The sequence below is a fragment of the Microcoleus sp. PH2017_35_SFW_U_B genome, from assembly GCF_020737865.1.
In the GTDB taxonomy this organism is placed as follows: Bacteria; Cyanobacteriota; Cyanobacteriia; order Cyanobacteriales; family Microcoleaceae; genus Microcoleus.
The window spans coordinates 1-18,095 of the sequence record NZ_JAEQDE010000116.1; the positions used below are offsets into that span (position 1 = coordinate 1).

The 18,095-nt window shown below is 44.8% G+C and carries 13 protein-coding genes, 1 rRNA gene and 1 pseudogene; 12 read left to right on the plus strand and 3 right to left on the minus strand.

Going from position 1 to position 18,095, the window contains the following annotated elements:
* Positions 1-100 (plus strand): 5S ribosomal RNA (gene rrf, locus JGK36_RS28195); the annotation flags it as partial.
* A 126-nt stretch (positions 101-226) separates the two neighbouring features.
* Here the strand turns inward: rrf and JGK36_RS28200 are convergent.
* Together JGK36_RS28200 and JGK36_RS28205 are read right to left on the minus strand one after the other, a co-directional pair.
* Positions 227-949, minus strand: coding sequence for a hypothetical protein (locus tag JGK36_RS28200; protein ID WP_293191745.1), 723 nt, complete (start codon positions 947-949; stop codon positions 227-229).
* Positions 950-1,115: 166 nt separating this feature from the next.
* Positions 1,116-2,234, minus strand: coding sequence for a peptidoglycan DD-metalloendopeptidase family protein (locus JGK36_RS28205; protein ID WP_293191742.1), 1,119 nt, complete (start codon positions 2,232-2,234; stop codon positions 1,116-1,118).
* Positions 2,235-2,408: 174 nt separating this feature from the next.
* Here JGK36_RS28205 and JGK36_RS28210 point away from each other — a divergent pair, with 174 nt between their 5' ends.
* On the plus strand, positions 2,409-3,728 hold the full coding sequence (locus JGK36_RS28210) for an NB-ARC domain-containing protein (RefSeq protein ID WP_293198229.1): 1,320 nt from the start codon (positions 2,409-2,411) through the stop codon (positions 3,726-3,728).
* Positions 3,729-3,784: 56 nt separating this feature from the next.
* A complete protein-coding gene (locus tag JGK36_RS28215; RefSeq protein ID WP_293198231.1) occupies positions 3,785-5,902 on the plus strand; it encodes a serine/threonine-protein kinase in 2,118 nt (705 codons plus the stop codon).
* 280 nt (positions 5,903-6,182) lie between these two features.
* Here JGK36_RS28215 and JGK36_RS28220 read toward each other — a convergent pair whose 3' ends face one another.
* Positions 6,183-6,398: a hypothetical protein gene (locus tag JGK36_RS28220; protein WP_293184968.1), complete on the minus strand. Its 216-nt coding sequence runs from the start codon at positions 6,396-6,398 to the stop codon at positions 6,183-6,185.
* A 617-nt stretch (positions 6,399-7,015) separates the two neighbouring features.
* Here JGK36_RS28220 and JGK36_RS28225 point away from each other — a divergent pair.
* From JGK36_RS28225 to JGK36_RS28265, 9 genes and pseudogenes are all read left to right on the plus strand, one after another.
* A pseudogene (locus tag JGK36_RS28225) lies at positions 7,016-7,966 on the plus strand (ABC transporter ATP-binding protein); the annotation flags it as partial.
* Positions 7,967-8,487: 521 nt separating this feature from the next.
* Positions 8,488-9,531: a hypothetical protein gene (locus tag JGK36_RS28230; protein WP_293201235.1), complete on the plus strand. Its 1,044-nt coding sequence runs from the start codon at positions 8,488-8,490 to the stop codon at positions 9,529-9,531.
* Positions 9,532-9,710: 179 nt separating this feature from the next.
* Entirely contained in the window at positions 9,711-10,511 is an 801-nt protein-coding gene (locus JGK36_RS28235; RefSeq protein WP_293184963.1) for an ABC transporter permease, read from the plus strand.
* Positions 10,512-10,730: 219 nt separating this feature from the next.
* Positions 10,731-11,636, plus strand: a complete 906-nt coding sequence (locus tag JGK36_RS28240) for an Rpn family recombination-promoting nuclease/putative transposase (RefSeq protein ID WP_293184962.1) — start codon at positions 10,731-10,733, stop codon at positions 11,634-11,636.
* 48 nt (positions 11,637-11,684) lie between these two features.
* Positions 11,685-13,811, plus strand: a complete 2,127-nt coding sequence (locus JGK36_RS28245; RefSeq protein ID WP_293184960.1) for a Gldg family protein — start codon at positions 11,685-11,687, stop codon at positions 13,809-13,811.
* A 522-nt stretch (positions 13,812-14,333) separates the two neighbouring features.
* A complete protein-coding gene (locus JGK36_RS28250) occupies positions 14,334-14,903 on the plus strand; it encodes a DUF4340 domain-containing protein (RefSeq protein ID WP_293201237.1) in 570 nt (189 codons plus the stop codon).
* A gap of 185 nt (positions 14,904-15,088) precedes the next feature.
* Entirely contained in the window at positions 15,089-16,219 is a 1,131-nt protein-coding gene (locus tag JGK36_RS28255) for an ABC transporter ATP-binding protein (protein ID WP_293184958.1), read from the plus strand.
* 119 nt (positions 16,220-16,338) lie between these two features.
* Positions 16,339-16,914 (plus strand): IS607 family transposase, encoded by a 576-nt coding sequence (locus JGK36_RS28260; RefSeq protein WP_293184957.1) that lies wholly within the window; start codon positions 16,339-16,341, stop codon positions 16,912-16,914.
* Positions 16,915-16,924: 10 nt separating this feature from the next.
* Positions 16,925-17,983 (plus strand): transposase, encoded by a 1,059-nt coding sequence (locus JGK36_RS28265; RefSeq protein WP_293198232.1) that lies wholly within the window; start codon positions 16,925-16,927, stop codon positions 17,981-17,983.
* Positions 17,984-18,095: the final 112 nt, after the last annotated feature.

Here is an 18,095-nt window from a genome sequence, read left to right on the forward strand (position 1 = left end):
GTGGCACCACTCCGATTCCATCCCGAACTCGGTTGTTAAACGCTGCGGTGGCGAAGATATTTGGCGGGTCACTGCCTGAGAAAATAGCTCGATGCCTGGTTTATTTTACATAACTCCAGATCCTTTCTGAATACCAGATTGGGGCTTGTGTTTTTTTGTAGTGTTAAGGGGCCGTGCGCATTCGGAAAGAGAGAGAATGAAGGTCACTATCACAGACAAAAACCAATTATCCGGACATAATATCAGAGTTTATTTGAGCAATTTCTCTGGCGAGCGATCGCACTGTTGGGAATCCCTTCCTCCTCCAAAAAGAGTGAATGGTTTGGGTATTGATATTCAACTGTCGCGCGATCTCGCTTAGTTTTTCTGGCGACTGGTGCAAAAACATTTTTTTAGCAATAATTTGACAGTTGCAGTCGGGACGATTTTTAGGATAACACTTTCGCAGTTTAGCTTCGGGATCTCGATTAATGTATTGCGCGATCTTTCGTGCTAAACTTTTGTTTTCCTCAGCTTCAAGCGGTTCGATATAAGCGTCAATACTGCCCAAACATGGGTGGTAAAATTGGCTGCGTTCTCTAACATCTAGGGAAACCATATTTTTGGGTTTTGCAGCGTATAAATCTCTAATTCGATACCGGAGATTACCGTTAATCCAAGTCACGAAACTGTCTCGAATCGGAGAACTGCGGGGATGAAAATTGTGAAGGTTATTGTCTAACCATTCCCAAGTTTTATTTACCGCTTCTAAATAATAGGGATGAGAACTTTTTGACAATTTTGGCAAGCGTTGCACTTTCAGCAACAATCGCTCCATTGATTTTCGACGCTGCAAACTATCGCGAGGTTGCGAGCAAATAGTTAAAATGAGTTGACATAGTTGTTCATCTTGGGGAGTGCGATCGGAATATTGTTCTAGTGCTGCTGTCAATTTACTTATGCGCTCCATCACAGTCCTCCTAGTAAACGAACCTCTATTTAAGGTTGTCAAAAATCAGGGCTAAGTTGCCAAGGATTTAAGATGATTTCATACAAGCGATCGCTTGTATGAAATCTTGGGCGATCGCTCTTTTACCTTCGATATTAATGGTGAGAAGAAATCAAGAAACTCAACATCAGACAAATTTGAAATCAACTCTTCCCGTTCGGGCAGTTAAGCTCAAGTCTGTTACCCCCTGAACAATACCAATCCTATCTGCGTTTTTCAAGGAAATTATGGTATCAGAACCCTGACGGATTAACTGATAGTCGTTAGCGCTTCCTTTGAGTTGGATGTAGTCATCTCGAGTTGAATAATCTGTAATAATTGCATTACCGTCACCTTGATAGAAAACTCCTTGTCGTGCATTGCCAAGTACAAAAGTATCTGCACCAGCTCCACCCGTTAAAGTGTCAAATTCGCGACTGACATAACTGGCATAGCCGTCAAGGTAATCATTTCCATTGCCGCCAATGAGGGAATCATTGCCCGCTTCGCCGTACAGGCTATCATTGCCACCCAAACCGATTAAAGTATCGTTGCCGGCTCCTCCACTAATGCGATCGTCCCCTTCTGTGCCCCTTTTTGTGTTTACAGGAACACCGCCACCATTTTTCGACTCCGAGTAGGCTTGAAGTGGACTCATTGTATTGGTTAGAACAAAATTCCGACTTCCTTTTGTTTGATAGGGAATTCCACCAATAATACTGGAATCAAAAGGTGCAGTTTGAACCTCTATGTGGAGATGAGTGTTCCGACCTTGGTTTTTGACTGTACCGACGATCGGATCTCCAATATTCACAGAATCTCCAGGTCTCTTGCTGGTTTGGATGTGACCATATATCCAGCGCTTTCCATCATTACCTTCTACAGTCACAAATTGCCCAGTTGCACCATAAGATACAACATTAATGATTTTTCCCGGAACTACCGCTGAGACATTTATGTTCGCACCAACTGCATAATCAATCCCAGCGTGGGAGACATTATTACCATTGTAGGGATTGCCATTAGCACCGCTGTATTCGTAGGCATAACCAGCACTCATTGGGGCGGAGAATCCAACCAGTTTTTGAGACAATTCCCTAGAGAGTTGTTTCACTTCTGGTGAGGCTTCTTTGATATTGGTAAGCTTACCACCTGTACTGGAATTATCGTCAAATTGCCAGCCATCTCCACTTTGTAAATCCCACTGTTGGTCGGTTGTCGGTAAAGGCACAATCGTTACTCCTGTTTTCATCGATTGACTTGACATTTACTATGTTGTTTCAAAACCAATAATTTTTCAGTCTGGTAAAGTGGGTTGTTTCACAGCTCAATTTTGTCGATAAAAGTCGCTTTTGGCTGAGTTGGTCGGCAAGAGTTGGAAAAAGTAGGGCGATCGGAAAATGGGTTATACTGAAGTATGATTTTTGCATAACTCCCAAATATGAACGTTGACACTGCGTTAGAACTTGCAGAGGCGTCTTTTCATGCTCGGACGGGGAGATCCCCAACCGATCTGCAAAAAAACATATTTCGTAAGGTATTAGAAGATAAGACTTACGAGCAAATTTCCAGTGAATGTAACTGCAACCTGAGTTATGCTAAGGAGTTAGGTTCCGAATTCTGGCAACTGCTGTCATCTGCACTGGGGAAAGAGGTTAGGAAAAAAAGCTTTAAGAATATACTTGCAGAAGACGATCGCTCCTCACCAACTCTTCCGCTGCCCGAAAAATTGCCAGAATCAGCGATCGCCCCTTCTCGACAAGATTGGGGGGAAGCCCCTGATGTCTCTGTTTTCTACGGACGTACAGAAGAATTGACCGCACTGAAGCAGTGGATTGTAACAGACCGCTGTCGGCTGGTGGCACTGTTGGGCATGGGGGGAATTGGCAAAACGTCTCTGTCTGTCAAACTGGCACAAAAAATTCAAAATGATTTTGATTTTATTATCTGGCGAAGTCTCGATCGCACTCCACCCATACATACCGTCCTCAAAGACATCATCCGATTTATCTGTAGCCAAGAGGAAACAAATTTACCAGAAACACCCTCTGATGCCATCTCGCGAGCGATCGAGTGTTTAAACGCGCACCGATGTTTGGTAATAATTGATGGAGTCGAGACAATTATGGAAACAGGTTTGTTGGCTGGCAGATATCGAGACGGATATCAGGATTACGGTAGATTTTTCAAAAAAGTAGGTGAATTGAACCATAAAAGCTGCTTGGTATTGACAACTTCAGAAAAATCTATCGACATTTCATTATTAGAAAATCGAACTCGCCTTGTTCGCTCTCATAAAGTGAGTGGCTTGAAAAATGAACCCGCACAGCAAATTCTTCTCGAACGAGGGTTAGTAAAAGAAAAAGAATGGAATGATTTTATTGAAAGGTACGAAGGAAATCCTTTAGCACTATGGATGATTTCAGCAACAATTATCACTTTATTTGCTGGTAAAACTTCTGATTTTCTCAGAACAGGTACGATTTTTATAGGAGGTCAAATAGAGGTAGTTTTATCCCAGATGTTTGAACGTGTAACTGATTTAGAAATAAAAGTAATGTGTCAATTAGCTATACTTAACAAATCTGTTGACTTTAATCAATTGCGATCGGAGATTTCGTCAGATATATCTAGCTCAACATTAATGAATGCTTTGGAGTCATTAAGTTGGCGATCGCTGATCGAAACCGAAATCGGTCAAGACTTGTTTAGGCTACAGCCTGTAATTAGGAAATATGTTATTAATCATTATTGTATGTAACAAATAACAATTTTTAGGTCGTACTCTGAAATCTTTGATTTTCCCGAAAGCCTATAGTGTGCTTTGTTAGCGTTCCCCTCATTCTCGATCGCCCTGAAACCCTGCTCCTACGCTTTTGGCGATCGAAAACTGTCCGAAGAGTTGAAATAAAGCATATTTTATTTGCCATGCTTCAGCCTGGATTGATACTTCAAAATCGCTATCGTATTGTGCAAGAGTTAGATTTGGATACTCCCGGAGGATTTGGCAAAATCTTTGATATTGTTGAGGAGCGAGGGACGCCAAAAATTCTCAAAGTTCTGCATTTTGAGAATTGTTCAAACTTGCAGGAAAAACAAATAGCAGTATCCCTGTTTGAGCGAGAGGCTCATGTCTTAATACGACTAGATCATCCAGGAATTCCTAAAGTAGAACCCGACGGATATTTTCTCTATCAAGAAGGAGGAAACACGCTTTACTGTCTAGTGATGGATAAAATTTACGGTCATAATTTGCAGCAGTGGCTAAAGCAGATAGATTATCAACCCATCAGCCAACAACAAGCAATTAATTGGTTAAAGCAACTGGTAAATATTCTAGCTTACTTGCATCAGCAGCATTATTTTCACCGAGATATTAAGCCAGCAAATATCATATTAAAACCTGACGGTCAACTGGTGTTAATCGACTTTGGAGCAGTGCGGATAATCACAAACACTTACCTTTCAAAAATTGCGGACGAGAATGAGGGGGAAGTTACAAAGATATATACCAAAGGCTACGCTCCGTTCGAGCAAATAAAAGGCAAAGCGCTGCCTCAATCCGATTTCTATGCCTTGGGACGCACTTTTGTCTTTCTTTTAACCGGAAAAAATCCAACTGACCTTGAAGACGAGCTATATCAAGAGGTGATTTGGCGAGATCAAGCACCACAAATTTCGGGATTGCTGGCAGATTTAATTGATGAGCTGATGGCTTTCTATCCGAAGAATAGACCGAAAAATCCCGAAGCAATTTTACAGGCTATAGCTAAGATTGAATGCCCTAGTGAAGAAGGGTTGTCGGCAGTTCCTCCGACTGAGTTACAGGGAATTAGCCCGCTGAATACTGAAAGAAAGTGGCTGAAGTCATTTGCTAAAACTAAGAAAGCATTAGTCGGAATTGGAATAACAGCATTTGCCTGCGTCAGTGTATTAATTTTACCTAAATTTGTTCCTTTACAAGGTCAACCTCCTGCACCTTTAAAAAATCTTTCTCTAATCAACACCTTGAAAGGAGGTTCGGAAGTATTTGATGCAGTCACCTCAGTTGCTTTTAGCCCTGACGGACAGACCCTTGTCAGAGGTAGTTACGATGAACCGATCGAACTTTACAATTGGCGTACAGGGAAAGTCATTAAAAAACTATCTAGAGCTTCATCAAAGCTTTGGTCGGTTGCAATCAGTCCGGATGGAAAATTGCTAGCTACGGGGCCGCTACTGGAGGAGGATGCGAAAAATGAGAAGGACACAACAATTAAGTTGTGGAATCTAGATACTGGGATGCTTTTGGGCGCTCTCAAAGGTCATTCTAGCGATGTTAGATCGATTGCTTTTAGCCCGGATGGTCTGACCATCGCTAGCAGCAGCCATGACAAAACAATCAAACTGTGGCGTGTTAACACAGGAGAGCTGCTTTATACTTTTTACGGACACACTAACAACGTTACTTCGGTCGCTTTTAATCCTGATGGCAAAACCCTTGCTAGCGGCAGTGACGATCTGACTATTAAGTTGTGGAGTCTGAATAGTAGGAAATTAATTCGCACTCTTAAAGGACATTCAGCGCAAGTTTTGTCTGTCGCTTTTAGTCCTGACGGTCAAACCCTTGTTAGCAGTAGTGGCTGGAACGAAGTTAGCCGTATTGCTGAAAATAGTATTAAACTGTGGAATCCGAAAACAGGGGAATTGCAGCGCACTCTTACTGGACATCTAAGTTGGGTTTGGTGTCTGGCTATCAGCCCGGATGGGAAAACTCTGGCAAGCGGCAGTTATGATAGCTCCATTAGACTTTGGAACCTGCATACTGGCGAATTATTGCAAACTCTCACCGGACATTCAAATTCGGTTTATTCTGTTGCTTTTAGCCCCGATGGGCAGACTCTTGCCAGTGGCAGTCCAGATAGTTCTGTTAGGATTTGGAGTATTCCCCGTTAATAAAGCTTAGGAATGAGAATTAAATAACTTACAATTTTTATTGTTCTTGTGGGATGGGCCAGAAGAGCCCGTCCAGAAAAGACGGGTTCTTCTGGCCCATCCCACAAATATGTGTAAGTTATTAAATTTTCGTTCCTTAGTAGCAGCAAGCAAGTTTGTTGGTGAATCGATCTACCAATTAAGTTCTACAAACAGAGGATTGGACTGAAAAAAGACTATTCTTTTATGCCCAATCCTCAACTATCTAAAAACAGCAGTCACTCGATAGCTGCTAATTATCCTATCTACGACCACCGCGAGTAGGACGGCTACAGCTACTACAACCTCTGCTAGTGCAACCACAGGCAATTAGCTGCTGCGATCGCTCTTGTGCCTGCGACTGTGACAACTCTCTGTTTGTTTGGGCGCTTGCTGCTGCTAAAGAAGGTGCGACATCTACGGCAATTATCGCTCCTGAGAGAACCAGCAAACCAAAACTCAAAAATCCAAAACGCATTGATTAACTCCCTTTTTCACTTGATTAACTTAACCTATTCATATGATGTCAGGGAAGCCCAAATTTTTCAGTATAGAAAAGTCGGCACTTTTGTAGCCCCCTTGAGTTGGAAAAAGTCGGGTTTAGCAGGCTGGGGGTTGGAAAGAAGTCTGTGGAAGAAGACGGGGCAGAAGAAGGCATCGCTTACTAACTGTTCGTAGCATGGGTTTTTTAAAGTGAAATTATGCTTGGCTTCGATCATTCATAAGACGGTACTTTGACAGATTTTTCGGTTCTCTTGTAACGCGATCGCCCGCCATACGATCCAAAGCGGGGAGAATGACCACAACAAAATTCACTTTTTTCTTTGTGGAACAAGCATCTTGCCTGTTTTTATGTGAGAATTTTCCAACCAGCAACAGCAAGCTCAACGCTAGCCGGCGCCAGACGATCGACCTAAAACAAGTGTCCCGCTTCCAAGTACAATCATCAGTTGTGATAGATTGGGTTTCTGGCAGGCTAATGTGAGAAATCGGCTCTAACCCACCTGTGGTTGTGGAACAGGCGTCCGACCTGTGGTTGGCGGAGTCAATCTCAAATCTCAAATCTCAAACCTAAAATCGACATGACTTTGACAAATGATTGAAGTAGAACACTTAAGCAAAACTTACGGTTCGACCGCAGCGATCGCGGACGTGTCTTTTTCGGTCGAAGCAGGAGAAATACTCGGGTTTTTGGGGCCCAACGGCGCCGGCAAAACCACAACCATGCGGATTTTGTCGGGATATTTGCCGGCATCCAGCGGTACCGCCCGGATCGCTGGCCTCGACGTTCACGAAAATTCGATGGCTGTCAGACAGCGGATCGGCTATCTTCCGGAAAACCCGCCGCTTTATCCAGAAATGAGCGTGGAAGGGTTTCTATTTTTTGTGGCGCGGATCAAGCAAGTCCCTGCAGGCGATCGCGCCCGACGTGTCACATCCGCGATCGAACGCTGCGGCCTGGTTGATAAACGCAAAGTTTTAATCCGCAAACTTTCTAAAGGATTTCGGCAACGAGTTGGTATTGCACAGGCGATCGTCCACGATCCCCCCGTCATTATCCTGGACGAACCAACCGTCGGCCTCGACCCGCGACAAATCATCGAAGTCCGCAACTTAATCAAAAGTCTTGCAGGCGAACACACTATTATCCTTTCTACCCACATTCTGCCGGAAGTCAGCATGACTTGCAGCCGCGTCACCATCATCAATCGCGGTCAAATCGTCGCCGCTGGTACTCCCGAACGTTTGATGGGAGAGTTGGCCACCGGGGAAGGTTACGAAGTCGAAGTCGAAGGTGAGGCGGATTTGCTCAACAGTCTGCTGTTGCCTTCTTTGGAAAATGTGCGGGGAGTTCGATCGATCGAATTGATTCCCAGCCAGCAATTTTTAGCCAGTCGCTACCGCCTGCGGGCAGAATGCGAATCGGAGGTGGAACCAGGACGAGAAATCGCCGCAGCTATTATCGCCTCAGGATTCGGACTCTGCGAAATGCGCCGCAATCGCGCTACTTTGGAAGATGTGTTTTTACGGCTGACAGCGGCCCAAAAGAAACCGGAAGAAAGTCTGGTTCACAGCGAACCCGAGGTCGATCGCAATCTACAAGCAGCGACAGAAATTCAAGACTCGATCGCCGACTCTCATCAATCGGAATCAGCACCGATTGTGGAAAATCTAGTTTCAGATAGGCAAGAATCTGTCTATGATGCTCATCCAGTATCCGACGAACCAGTTTTAGAAACACTAGAATCTCTCTATGATGCTCATCCAGTATCGGACGAACCAGTTTTAGAAACACTAGAGTCAGATAGGCAAGAGTCGCTCTATGATGCTGAATCAGTATCAGAACCAGTTGTAGAAACTGTAGAGTCGATCGCACATTCTGATTCAGGATCAGAACCAGTTGTAGAAACAGTGGAGTCGATCGCACATTCTGATTCAGGATCAGAACCAGTTGTAGAAACAGTGGAGTCGATCGCACATTCTGATTCAGGATCAGAACCAGTTGTAGAAACTGTAGAGTCGATCGCACATTCTGAATCTCAGTATCAGAACCAGTTGTAGAAACTGTGGAGTCGATCGCACATTCTCAACCAGAACCGATTGTAGACAATCTGGAAGTGGCCCAAATCCCAGAGTCGATCGAGCATTCTGATTCAGGATCAGAACCAGTTGTAGAAACAGTGGAGTCGATCGCACATTCTCAACCAGAACCGATTGTAGACAATCGGGAAGTGGCCCAAATCCCAGAGTCGATCGAGCTTGCTGAGCCAGCATCAGAACCAGAAGCGGAAACAGTAGAGTCGCTTTATGATTCTCACTCAGCATCCGAAACACTTGCAGAAACATCAGAGACAATCAATGATATAGAACCAGAAATGCAACCTGTTGCAGAATTTCTGCAAATTGTCGAAAGACAAGAGTCGAGCGAGCTTTCTCAACCAAAATCCGAACCTGTTGCAGAAATCGTAGAGTTGAGCGAACCTGTTGCAGAACCTGTTGCAGAAATCGTAGAGTCGATCGAACCAAAATCCGAACCTGTGGCCCAAATCGTAGAGTCGATCGAGCTTTCTCAACTGGAACCTGTTGCAGAAATCGTAGAGTCGATCGAACCTGTTGCAGAACCTGTTGCAGAAATCGTAGAGTTGAGCGAACCAAAATCCGAACCTGTGGCCCAAATCGTAGAATCGAGGGAGCTTCCTCAACCAAAATCCGAACCTGTTGCAGAACCTGTTGCAGAAATCGTAGAGTTGAGCGAACCTGTTGCAGAACCTGTTGCAGAAATCGTAGAGTCGATCGAACCTAAAGCCGAACCTGTTGCAGAAATCCTAGAGTCGAGCCAACCTGTTCGCGAACCTGTGACCCAAATTGCAGAGTCGATCGAGCTTCCTCAACCAAAATCCGAACCTGTTGCAGAACCTGTTGCAGAAATCCTGGAGTCGAGCGAACCTAAAGCCGAACCTGTTGTCAAAAATCGGCAAGTTAAAAAAAGGGCACAACCGAGTAGCGATTCTCAAGGAGAACAACCACCTGTCAACAGAAAGCGAAAAATAGAAAGAAAGCAACAAGAGAGCAACGACAGCGAAACACGACCCGGAGGCGACTCAGAATGAAGCAATTACCAATACCCAATTACCAGAAATAATTGGTTGAAAGCCGGAACACGAGTGACGGAGGAATTAAAATCAGACTATTCATTACTCCAATCCTCATCCTTCTAGGTAGAAGTAGCTTTCAAACTGTCAACTGTCAACTGTCAACTGTCAACTGTTGAACCATTCCCAATTCCTAAATGTTAGTAATGATTAGTAATATCATCGCCATTTACCGCAAGGAACTGCAAAGCTATTTTGCATCACCATTTGCCTATGCTATCGCAGCAGTCTTTTGGCTGATCACCGGCTACTTTTTAATCGCCATTCTCCTCGCCCCCGACGGCCTAATTCCTCAAATCACCCAGCGAGATAGAATGGGAATTACCGAACCTGCGATCGACATAGCCTATGAATTCCTGCAACTTTTTCTGCGAATCATGGGTTCCCTTTCACTGTTCGTATTACCAGCACTCTCCATGGGACTTTACGCAGAAGAACGCAAGCGCGGCACCTTAGAACTTTTAGCCACATCGCCCTTAACCAACTGGGTCGTTGCTACCGGCAAACTCCTCGGCGTTTTAACATTTTATACCACAATGTTGCTGCCACTGCTCTTCTGCGAGGCGATCGCCCTAAGTTCCTCAACCCCACCCGTACCCCCCGGCGTCGTGCTGCTAGGACACGGCGGCCTAATCTTACTAGCAGCCGGAATATTGTCCCTCGGAATGTTTATTTCATCCCTTACAGACAGCACGATTTTATCCGCCATCCTCACCTTCGCTCTAGTCTTATTTCTGTGGGTAATCGATGCAGCCGCCGTCGGTATCGGCGGGCCCTTCGGAGCAGCATTAGGACAGCTTTCACTCCTAACACATTACACTAATCTTGTCAAGGGAGTTTTTGATACTAGCAGTATAATTATCTTTGCCAGTTACATCATTCTAGGAGTATTTCTCACAGCACAGTCGATCGACGCTTTGCGATATCAGCGTTCTTAAAAACAACGGGCATGGGGCATGGGGCATGGGGCATGGGGCATGGGGCATGGGGCATCGGGCATCGGGCATCGGGCATTAATCTGCCTACTGACTTATTCCTTCTTCTTCCCTCTTCCTTCTTCCTTCTTCCCTCTTCCCTCTTCCTTCTTCTCTCTTCCTTCTTCCTTCAACATTCGGTTATATTTTCAGGGTAAATGATTCTACCAAATAAATCAAACAATGAGATTTATCAATCCCAAAATCGACTTTGCGTTCAAAAAGATCTTCGGTTCCAGCGACAGCAAATACATCCTCATTAATTTTTTAAACGCCATCCTTTATGAAGCACAGCCTGTCATTAAAGACTTAGAAATAATCGACTCCCAACCGGGAAATAAAACTTTTGGAGTCCCAGACACACACCTAGATGTCAAAGCCACAATTAACGGTGGCAGAATCGCCCTGATTGAAATCCAACTGCTCAACGTGCCTTCCTTCGAGAAAAGAGTGTTGTACAATGCTGCCAAAGCCTACAGCGGGCAATTAACAGGAGAAGAACGCTATGAAAGACTAAAAACAGTAACTTCCTTGAAAATTGCCGACTTTGAAATGTTTGAAAATCAGCCTGAATTTATGACTAGGTTTGTTTTCAAAGAAAAAGAGCAAAAATTTGATTGTCCAGATACTGAAATAGAATTAGTATTTGTGGAGCTGCCAAAATTCAGTAAAGAATTAGCACAATTAGAAACAGGAGCCGACCAATGGATTTACTTTCTCCAAAATACCAGTATTCTGGAGACAGTCCCCGAAACACTGAGTGCTGTTCCCGAAATTCAGAAAGCTTTTAAAATTGCCAAGAAGGACAATTTTAGTCAAGAAGAATTAAAAGAGTTGCAGAACCAAGAACAGTGGATTCAAGACCAGCAGATTGCGATAGAAGTAGCAAGAGAACAACTGACAAAAACTGCTCAACTCTCATTAATATTGCGTCAACTTGTGCGACGCTTAGGCACAATCCAACCGGAACTAGAAAACTCTATCCGTCAATTAGGATTACAGGAATTAGAAGAATTAGGAGATGCCGTCCTGGATTTCAATAGTCTCTCAGATTTAACAGCCTGGTTGGAGCAGACTAATTCAATATAGAATAACATTCTTGAACCGGAATTTGCTCACACAAACAATATTTAGCTTATGAAAATTACCAAAACAAATTGGAAATACGTTTTTTGGCTGGGCCCTCTCCTCACCGCAGCGGGGGTAACAGCAGCACTTGTATCCGCAGCGTGGGAACCCCTGACAGTCGGTTTAGTTATTGCCGGAATAGTGACGATCGCACTTTGGCTGCTATCCTTGACTTACGAACAAGGCTTTTGGGGGCGACGTTCCACTCAAGCGAGTACCAACGCCCTGATTGCTACCCTCGCCGTCTTTGTGATTCTGGGAGTAATTAACTTCATAGCCTTTCGCTATCCCCTCCGCATCGACTTAACCGAAAGCCAACAATTTACCCTCGCCCCCCAGACTCAACAAATCCTGCGAAACCTGCAACAAACAGTCAAGGTTTGGGTATTTGACCCCATCCAAAATCCGCAAATTAAAGAATTGCTGCAAAGTTACAAACGCGAGGGAGGCGAAAAGTTTCAATACGAGTTTGTTGACCCCCAGGCCCAACCGGGAAAAATCCGGGAGTTTAGTATTACCAGCATCGGAGAAATTTACTTGCAATCCGGTGAAAAAAAACAAGTGCTGCAAAAAGGTGGTACTGCTTTTGGTAGTGACCCGAATCAAGGTCTTTCGGAGATAAAACTTACAAATGGCTTAGAAGAAATTCTCAGCACTCGTACTCCTACAGTTTACTTTTTGCAAGGCAAAGGAGCTCGCCCGCTGAAAGAAGGTCAAGGCGGAATTCAGCAAGCTGAAAAAGCTCTGAAAGATAAATACTATAACTCTCAAACGCTGAATTTGAGCGAACGCAAAGAAGTTCCAGAAGATGCAGATGCTTTAATTGTTCCTGGACAGGATAAACCTTTTTCGGATGTAGAAATTAAAGCACTAAAAGCTTATCTCGATCGCGGTGGCAGTTTATTCTTAATGGTAGACCCGGCAATTAATACGGGATTAGACAAATTTTTGCAAGAATGGGGTGTAAAACTAGACTCCCGTTTGGCCATCGATGCTTCGGGTAGTGGTCAAAGATTCGGCCTGGGCGCGACGGTTCCCACAGTCAGGCGTTACGGGGAACATCCGATTACTCAAAGTTTCGGTAGCGGTATTTCATTTTATCCGTTTGCACGCGCTTTGGAAACTTCGCCTGTAGTAGGGATAGAGGAAAAACCGCTGATTTGGACGAGTCAGGAAAGTTGGGCGGAAAGCGATTTGACGACTAAAAAATTGGAGTTCGATCCGAAGACCGATCGACAAGGCCCGTTATTATTAGGTGTGGCTTTGGTGCGATCGGGTTCTGAGAGCACTCCGTTAAACCCCTCAGCCTCACCAACACCAGTCACGCCTTCACCCCAACCATCGGCGACAACTTCGCCATCGGCGACAACTTCACCATCTCCTACAACTTCGCCATCGCCAACAACATCGCCATCGCCGAAAACATCGCCATCGCCGAAAACATCGCCATCTCCGACCACTTCCCCGACAACATCGCCTTCACCCCAAGCATCGCCGACAACTTCGCCGACAACTTCGTCATCGCCGACACCATCGCCGAAAACTTCCCCATTACCAACAACTTCTCCATCACCAACAACTTCTCCATCTCCAACAACCTCGCCGACAGCTTCCCCAATCAGCTACTCGGTGATTGTCTCCCAGGAAGCTACCCCTCCAGCAGTACCGACAATTTCGCCAATACCGGCAGCATCTTCCACAGCATCGCCGGAGAGTTCCTCAACACCAACACCCACAACATCTCCCACAGCATCTCCTGAAAGTTCGCCCACGCCAACACCAACAACATCTTCCACACCAACACCAACAACATCTCCCACAGCATCTCCCAGTCCAAGCACAACTCCTTCTGTGCCTTCTACTCCTACAAAAACATCGCGCATGGTAGTAATTGGTACATCTCAATTTGTGACTAACGGTTGGTTTGACCAACAACTCAATAGCGACGTGTTTCTCAATTCAGTGAGTTGGTTGAGCAAACCAGACCAGCAAAGCTTTTCTATCAGCCCGAAAAAAGCTACCAACCGCCGCATTAACATGAATGATGTCCAAGTAGGATTGTTGGTTTTAGCTTGGCTGATTTGGCCTTTACTGGGACTGGGCGTTGGTGGCGCTATTTGGTGGAAAAGAAGATAATTATGAAGCAAGTTCGGCAACGAGCAATGTACGGGATTTAACGGATGTAACGGATTTATTTGCCTGTTTCTTGTTTTTCAACCCATTCCCAATTTCCAATTCCTAATCCATAATTCCCGTAGGGTGCGTCAGGGGGGAATTATTAGTCTGAAATCAAAATATTTAACCCTGACGCACCCTACAATAACTACTTTGCTTCTTGCTTGTTTTTCCACCAATTGCTAATTCCCGTAGGTGCGTCAGAGGAAAAATTATTAGTCGGTGTCAAAATATTCAAGCCTGACGCACCCTACAATCTGATACTAATTCCCGTAGGTGCGTCAGAGGAAAAATTATTAGTCGGTGTCAAAATATTCAAGCCTGACGCACCCTACAATCTAATGACTAATGACTGCTGACTAATGACTAATGACTGCTGACCATGCCGAATTCCTCATTATTATGAAATTGCAGAAAAATACATTTATATTGATAGCTGTTGCGTTGACCATGGCGGGGTTGGTTTCTTTGTACGAGACGCAAGTGTCCCCAAAACAGGAGGCGGCTAAGGACGAAAAACATAAAATTTTTACTTTCAAGTCCGATCGCGTACAATTCTTTACAGTCAAAACTCCGGAAAAGATATTGACTTTTGAACGAGTTTATGCTCGTAAAGGAGGTAAGTCTAGCTGGGAAATGAAATTGCCGGTGCAAGCACACGCGAGTCAGGCATCGGTGGATTTTTTGCTAGATAGGCTGGGAACAGGAAAGAGCGATCGCACAATAGATATTACTGCCGCTCAACTGCCAGAATTCGGTCTCGACCAACCGCAAGCCACAGTCACAGTCAAGCTGGACAACCAGGAAACTCACCGCCTAGTTTTAGGCAAAACAGACTTTAGCGGCCGCTTCTTGTACGCCCAAGCCAACCCGGCGGAAGCCCCACCTCAAAATGGGGCAGAAACTTTGCCCGTGCTGCTAGTACCGTTTGACTTTAAAAATGCCGTCCAACGACCTTTGTCTGAATGGAAAAAAGCAGAAGCGCCCAAACCAGAGAAACCGCAAACACCCTCTCCCACGCCATCTCCCACGCCAAATCCTGAAAATCAATAGATGATCGGTGGATTGAATTTGGTGCGGGACACAGCAGATTTGGTCTTGCCCAGCAACACTCTGAGATAGAATCTAAAGAACAAATTCTAAAACCTCTCAATTCCAACATTCCTCGCCTAAAATACAGAAAAGTCTAAAGTTAAACTGTATTAAAATAGCGTGCATTACCCCAGGAACGGGCGAATATGTTTCAGACAGCACTCAACCAAGGTACGACAGCAAAGGATACAGCGCTTGACGTTGAACTCCGCAAGGTCTTTAAGGTATTTAATGGCGAAACCGCAGTCCGCGGAGTTGACCTCAGCATTCGTCAAGGAGAATTTTTTAGCATTCTCGGGCCCTCCGGCTGCGGTAAGACTACCACGCTGCGCTTAATCGCTGGGTTCGAGACTCCCTCGGCGGGCGAATTGATGATTCGCGGCCAGTCGATGACCAATACTCCAGCTTACCGCCGTCCGGTAAATACTGTGTTTCAAAGCTACGCCCTGTTCGGACACATGAATGTCTGGGACAATATCGCTTTTGGATTGCGGATTAAAAAGCTGGGGAAATCGGAAGTAGAAGAACGGGTACGGGAAGCTTTGCAATTGGTGAAAATGGAATCTTTCGCCAACAGGTTTCCGGGTCAAATGTCGGGCGGCCAGCAGCAGCGGGTGGCTTTGGCGAGAGCTCTGGTAAATCGACCGGCGGTTCTGCTGCTGGACGAACCGCTGGGAGCTCTGGATTTGAAGTTGCGGAAGCAGATGCAGTTGGAATTGTCGAATTTGCATCAAGAGTTGGGTTTGACTTTTGTGATGGTGACTCACGACCAAGAAGAGGCGATGAGTCTTTCTAACCGGATTGCGGTGATGCACGAGGGCAGGATTGAGCAAATTGGTTCGCCTGAAGAAATTTATGAGTGCCCGCAGACGGCTTTTGTGGCGGATTTTATTGGGGATACGAATTTGTTTTCTGGTACGGTGGAGGCGATCGACCGATCGACTATTACAGTTCGCACATCAGCCAATCTGAAAATAGTCGTTCAGCAGTCGGATATGTGGAATGGTGTCATCGGTGACTCTGTGGTGGTTAGCGTCCGGCCTGAAAAAGTATATTTGAATCTCTACCAGCCGGAATTGTCGGTTAACTGTTTTGAAGGGCGGCTCAAAAATATCATGTACATGGGCACTCACGTTCATTACGTGGTTGAATTGGCGTCGGGCGATAAAATTACGGTGCGCCAACCCAATACGGGCGGTTCTTTCCCAGACCCGCAGACGCCGATTTATGCTTACTGGGGAACTACTGATTGTCTCGCTTTGGGCGATCGATCCTAACGATGGAGAGGGGGAGAAAGGGAGAAAGGGAGAAAGGGAGAGGGGAGAGGGGTTGACGCACAGTATCAATTTTTCTAACAATCATTCACATACACTACTAGATGGGTGATATTTGGTGAATGGCATACATACCACTTAGAAAGGCTGTCGAATTTCTAGGTCTGCATCCAAACACGTTAAGGAAGTACGCAGATGAAGGGCAGATTAAATCAATCAAAAATGGAGCAGGGCAACGCCTTTACGACGTTGACTCATACCAAAAAGATGGAAGCATCTGCTCAATCATCTGCTACTGCCGAGTCAGTAGTACCAAACAAAAAGACGATCTTGCTAGACAAGTCGAATTCATGCGACAGCGATACCCCGACTCGGAAATCATCCAAGACATCGGCTCTGGACTCAATTTCAAAAGAAAAGGACTGCAAGCCTTACTGGTCAGATTTATGCGCCCAGATCAGCTCACGATTGTTGTTGCCTGTAGAGACAGATTGTGTAGATTCGGATTTGAACTATTCGAGTTCATGGCAAAACAAAACGGTGGAGAAATCGTGGTTCTCTCAAATCCTGTTCACGCGAGCGAATCCGAACTTACAGCCGATCTTCTTGCCATCCTTCACGTGTTTAGTTGCCGAATGCACGGTCTTAGAAGCTACAGCCAGAAAATCAAAGAAGATCCGACTATTCCTAAGCCCTGAACAAAAGGCAATGCTCAAACAATGGTTTGGAGTTAGTCGTTTTGTCTACAACGCAACTATCAAATACTTGCAGCAACCAGGCACTAAAGCCAATTGGATGTCAATTAAAACGGAAATACTCAATGGGCTGCCTGATTGGGCAAAACCTGTACCGTTTCAAATTAAATCTATTGCCATTAAAGATGCTTGTGGTGCCGTCAAAAAAGCCAAAGCAGATTTCAAGAAAACTGGCAAGATTTGTAGCTGCAAGTTTCGCAGTCGAAAAGATACAAAACAGTCTGTTTATATTCCGAAGTCTGCTATTGGGACGAAAGGAATTTATCCGACAAAATTGGGTCAGTCAAAGCTGAAAGAGGCATTACCCAAAGGCTTCAGTGATGGACGATTGACCCTTGCCTATGGCGAGTATTACATTGTTGTATCTGAAGAAGTGCAACCACGTCAGACCGATAACCAAGGTCGCGTGGTTGCCTTAGACCCCGGTGTTAGAACGTTCATGACTTTCTTTTCTGAGTCATCTTATGGATGGGTTGGGAATGATTCTAATCTTTTGATCCAAAAGTTGTGTTTCAGGTTAGACAAGTTGATCTCAAGGATGAGTAAAACGAATAGCCCGCAACGCAAAAGATTCAAGAAAGCAGCGGACAGATTAAAGTCTAAGATTCAACATCTTGTCAAAGAGTTGCATCACAAGACTGCTAAGTTTTTAGTTGATAATTTTGACGTGATATTAATTCCATCCTTTGAGTCGTCTCAGATGGTGAGCAAGTCACGTCGCAAGATTCGCTCTAAAACTGTTCGTCAAATGCTGACTCTGAGTCATTACCAGTTTAAAAAACATCTAGAGTGGAAAGCTTGGGAGCAAGGCAAAGTTGCTTTAACTTCTATCAACGAAGCTTACACTTCAAAGACTGTTTCATGGACTGGAGAAGTCAAAAAGATTGGTGGTAGCAGAATGATCAAAGATTCTGATGGAAATCAGATGAACCGAGATCTAAATGGTGCTCGTGGGATCTTCCTTCGGGCATTGGTTGATACGCCTTGGTTGAAAAGCTGTTTAGCGATTTAACTTATGTGTTTGTTAGTAAACGTTAGCAAAAAAGTATCGGAAGAATTCCCAATTACCAATTCCCAATTCCCAATTACCAATTCCCAATTCCCAATTCCCAATTCCCAATCCT